Origin of the sequence: Chloroflexus sp. MS-G (assembly GCF_000735195.1) — a bacterium.
Lineage (GTDB): Bacteria > Chloroflexota > Chloroflexia > Chloroflexales > Chloroflexaceae > Chloroflexus.
Map to the genome: position 1 here is coordinate 1 of NZ_JPIM01000199.1, position 4,154 is coordinate 4,154.

The 4,154-nt window shown below is 59.5% G+C and carries 3 protein-coding genes and 2 pseudogenes; 1 reads left to right on the forward strand and 4 read right to left on the reverse strand.

What is annotated here, in order from left to right; all coding sequences use genetic code 11:
- On the forward strand, window positions 1–564 hold a 564-nt coding region (locus JE47_RS0119640), incomplete at its 5' end, for a WD40 repeat domain-containing protein (RefSeq protein ID WP_160173304.1).
- 85 nt (window positions 565–649) lie between these two features.
- Here the strand turns inward: JE47_RS0119640 and JE47_RS20820 are convergent.
- The 4 genes and pseudogenes from JE47_RS20820 to JE47_RS0119660 all read right to left on the reverse strand — a co-directional run.
- Window positions 650–1,915 (reverse strand): annotated as a pseudogene (locus JE47_RS20820) (tryptophanase); the annotation flags it as partial.
- Between the two features lie 3 nt (window positions 1,916–1,918).
- Window positions 1,919–3,259 (reverse strand): RNA-guided endonuclease InsQ/TnpB family protein, encoded by a 1,341-nt coding sequence (locus JE47_RS21460; RefSeq protein ID WP_035420123.1) that lies wholly within the window; start codon window positions 3,257–3,259, stop codon window positions 1,919–1,921.
- 18 nt (window positions 3,260–3,277) lie between these two features.
- Window positions 3,278–3,901, reverse strand: coding sequence for an IS607 family transposase (locus JE47_RS0119655; protein ID WP_031461376.1), 624 nt, complete (start codon window positions 3,899–3,901; stop codon window positions 3,278–3,280).
- A gap of 41 nt (window positions 3,902–3,942) precedes the next feature.
- Window positions 3,943–4,110, reverse strand: a pseudogene (locus JE47_RS0119660) (tyrosine phenol-lyase); the annotation flags it as partial.
- Window positions 4,111–4,154 lie beyond the last annotated feature (44 nt).

The following is a 4,154-nucleotide window of genomic DNA, read 5'->3' on the forward strand; positions in this document are numbered from 1 at the left end:
GGGCGCACCATCGTCAGCGGCTCTCATGACCGCACGGTGAAGGTGTGGGAGGCGGAAAGCGGGCACCTGCTCCGCTCCCTGGAAGGCCATACGGGTGCGGTGAACGCCGTGGCCCTCAGCCCCGACGGAAGCACCATCGTCAGCGGCTCCTTTGACCGCACCGTCAAGGTGTGGGACGCCCACGACGGGCGCCTGCTCCGCTCCCTGGCAGACCATACGGATGCGGTGAACGCCGTGGCGCTCAGCCCCGACGGGCGCACCATCGTCAGCGGCTCGGATGACCGCACGGTGAAGGTGTGGGAGGCGGAAAGCGGGCGCCTGCTGCGCTCCCTGGCAGACCATACGGATGCGGTGAACGCCGTGGCGCTCAGCCCCGACGGGCGCACCATCGTCAGCGGCTCGCATGACCGTACCATCCGCGCCTGGGACTGGGAAAGCGGCGAGTCGCGGGTGCTCTTCTGGAGCAACGCTGCTATCCTCAGCCTGGCACTTTCCGGCGATGGCCAACTGCTGGCATGCGGCGATGTGTCTGGACGGGTGTGGATCTTTGATGTGGTGGCGTAGGGGCGCAACGTGTGGAGCGTAGATGGAAGAGGCAACACGCCAGGTTGCCTCTTCGACGGCTTCTGAATGCTCTGGCGATGGTGTACTATAGGTTCTTATCGGCTATCGGCTCAAAACGGGCTTGGAAGAACCGCAGATAGCGTGGCTCATACACCATGCGTAGTCCGCGAGCGTGCGCTCGTTGATCGTAAACCGCTTTCACCGATTCAGCTACTACGTCCATATGGGCCTGGGTATAGACCCGGCGTGGAATAGCGAGGCGGGTCAATTCCAGTTTGGGATAGTAGTGCTGACCGGTCTTCGGATCACGTCCGGCGCTGGCAATGCCCCGTTCCATTGCCCGCACTCCCGAATCGAGGTACAACTCGGCGGCCAGCGTCTGCGCCGGGAAGAGGTCTTGTGGCAAATGTGGGTAGAAACGGCGGGCGTCAAGAAAGATGGCGTGACCGCCGACAGGCACAACGATCGGGATGCCCCAATCGAGCAACAGCTCTCCCAGATAACGTACCTGACCGATCCGCGCCCGAATATAGTCTTCCTGGAGTGATTCTTCTATCCCGACCGCCAGTGCCTCCATATCGCGGCCAGCCATCCCACCATACGTATGTAACCCTTCATACACAACAACCAGATTGCGCGCTTCATCGGCCAGTTGCTCATCGTTAACCGCTAACCATCCACCAATATTGACCAGCGCATCCTTCTTTGCGCTCATCCACGCACCATCGGTGTAAGAACAAAACTCGCGCACGATGGCAGCGATGCTGTGTTCGGCATAACCAGGTTCACGCTCTTTGATGAAGAAGGCATTCTCAACCAGGCGGGTCGCATCGAGAAAGATGCGAATACCGTAGTGGTCACACAGTGCACGTAGTGCGCGCACATTTGCCATACTGACCGGCTGACCACCAGCCATGTTGACAGTGCCGGCCAGACTGATGTACGCAATCTGTTCTGGGCCGACCTGCTTGATCAGCGTCGCGAGCTTATCGAGATCGACATCACCTTTGAACGGATACTGACTAAGCGGATCATGCGCCTCGTCAATGATCACATCAACGAAAATACCACCTGCCAGCTCCTGGTGTAGGCGTGTCGTCGTGAAATACATGTTGCTAGGCACATACTACCCACGTCGGATTGCAATCTGACTGATCAGATGCTCGGCGCCACGACCTTGATGGGTAGGAATAACATGCCGGTAGCCATACGTCTGCTGCACCACTGCCTCTAATCGGTAGAAGCTGCGACTTCCGGCATACGCCTCATCACCCATCATCAGCGCAGCCCACTGGCGGTCACTCATGGCATTGGTGCCGCTATCGGTCAGCAGATCGATATAGACATCCTGCTATCAAGAAAGTGCGCAAAGGTGCGCACGGTTCTCTTCCTGCCCCGACGTGTCTTGATGACCACCGTCGTCTCTGACAAGCGTGACTTTCCCGGCTGCGGCGGGGACGGTCCCCGCCGCAGCGCCGCCATTACTGGTCGGACTCGCCACGGGTAGGGCAGTTTCGGTTGCCAGCCGTTTCAGGTTCCGCGCCGCATTGAGGTCACGGTCATGGTGCGCACCACACTCGGCACACACCCATTCTCGATCGCGCAACGTCAGCGCCTCGTTCTTCCAGCCACACTTGAAACAGAGTCGGCTACTTGGATACCAACGATCGGCGATGATGAGATGAGTGCCGTAGCGTTTCGCCTTGTATTCCAACTGCGAGCGGAACACACCAAAGCCAACGTCAGCGATGGCGCGAGCGAGCTTCTCGTTCGCGAGCATCCCCTTGACGTTTCCATCCTCGATCACGAACGCTTGGTTTTCGCGGCAGAGTCGGGTCGTGAGCTTATGAGTAACGTCCGCTCGGAGATTGGCAAGGCGGGCATGGAGCCTTGCCAATGTCGCAGCGGACTTCTGCCGGTTGTTCGAGACCGGCAGGCGCGTTCCTTTGGGCAGGCGGGCATGGCGTCCAAATCCTGCTGCCTTCTTGGCGGCTTGCAGCTTGCGGCTGAGACGCCGACCGCGAATCTTGAGGCGACGCAGCGCTGCGTTGAGCGGCTTTGGCGCTTCGATGACTTCGCCGCTGGAGATCGTTGCGGCAGCCTTGATGCCCAGGTCGAGGCCGTTGACCTCGTGCGCCGTGCGACGCCGATAGCATTGCGCATCAGGCACCTCGACCTGTATTGCCACAAACCAACGATCCGCCGTGCGCGAGACCGTCGCGCCCAACATCGTGCCCGCGAAGCGCAGTTCCTCGGTCATGGCGACGTCGCCGATCTTGGGCAGACGGATCGTCTTGCCGTCCAAACGGAACTTGTCGTTGGCCACATAAAAGCTGTCGCGGCAACGCCCCTTTTTCTTGAGCCGTGGTTTGTACGCTTCTTTGCCCTCCTTGAGGTCGGCAAAGAACCGTTCCCAGGCTTTGGCGAGATGAGCAAACGGCTGGGCGTGTGCGTCCCGGTGAATGTCTTGCAACCACGGCCGTCCCTTCTCGTCGAGCCACTGTGGGTCGGTGTATGTGATGGCGTTGAACTGCTTTTTGAGCGCCATGGCGTTTGGCCTGCCGCCTGCTGCGTATTGTTTGTTCCATTCATTGAGCGCCCAGTTCCAGACGCGCCGGGCCGTGCCGCAGGCGCGCTTGAAGTAATCCACCTGCTCAGGAGTCGGACAAAGGGCGATCTTGTGGGTTCGTTGCATCGTTTGGCCTTCTTGGCATTACTCATGACTCGCATCCTGTTTCAGCGCTGCATCCACCTTCTTTCGATCGTTCCTCACACCGTATCGCCGAGACGAACAACCGTGCACGATGGTCATCACGTCTTGCACCATTTCCGGTTCGGGAGACAGCCGTTCCTGGGTGAGCACCAGCACTGCGCAGCCATGGGTGTTGGCGTCATGTTCGAACCACGCAACGCCGAAACGGGTGAGGCGGTTCCGGTGCGCGAGGATCAGCATCGTGACTTGCCGTCGCCCGATCTCGTCCATACGGGCCAGAAACCGCTTGCGCTTGAAGTTCAACCCGCCGCCCACTTCCTCGATAAACTCAACCCCCGCCAATCCCGTCGCCACCACGAACTCTTCCAGCACGTTGCGCTGATTCGCCAGGTCCGGCTGCTGTGCTGCACTCGATACCCGACAGGAGGCGACCAGCGTGGTTGGCGCATGGTGCGCCTGCCGCAAACCGATGAACTCACGGATTTGCGTCTCAGGGGAGAGACGACGGTTGCTGTCCGTTCGGGCCACCGGAATCAGCCTTCCTTCGCGTTCCCAACGCTGCAACGTCTTGACCGAGACACCAAGGAGTTTTGCGGCTTTACCTGTGCTCATGGTGTTTTCCATGAGATACACTATCGCGTACTAGAAGTCAAGCTAGAGTCCGGCTCCGAGCGTAACAAGAAGGTATTGTAGCCTGCCGCCTTCAGCGCCGCTTCGCGTTCAGCCCGACTGATGATCCGTAGTGGTTCGACCATCTTGATTTTCCACGGTTCGGCCCACGAACGGCGCCCAAACTGTTGCCCCATCGTCTGAGGGTAGTCCTGATCCTGCATACGTGCCTCGTCGCAATTGTTGCATACGCCGTTGTTGCCAATCT

Excerpts from the sequence above, each read along its gene's own strand:
- JE47_RS21460 (WP_035420123.1), bottom strand. The coding sequence starts at position 3,259 with ATGCAACGAACCCACAAGATCGCCCTTTGTCCGACTCCTGAGCAGGTG.
- JE47_RS0119655 (WP_031461376.1), bottom strand. The coding sequence starts at position 3,901 with ATGGAAAACACCATGAGCACAGGTAAAGCCGCAAAACTCCTTGGTGTC.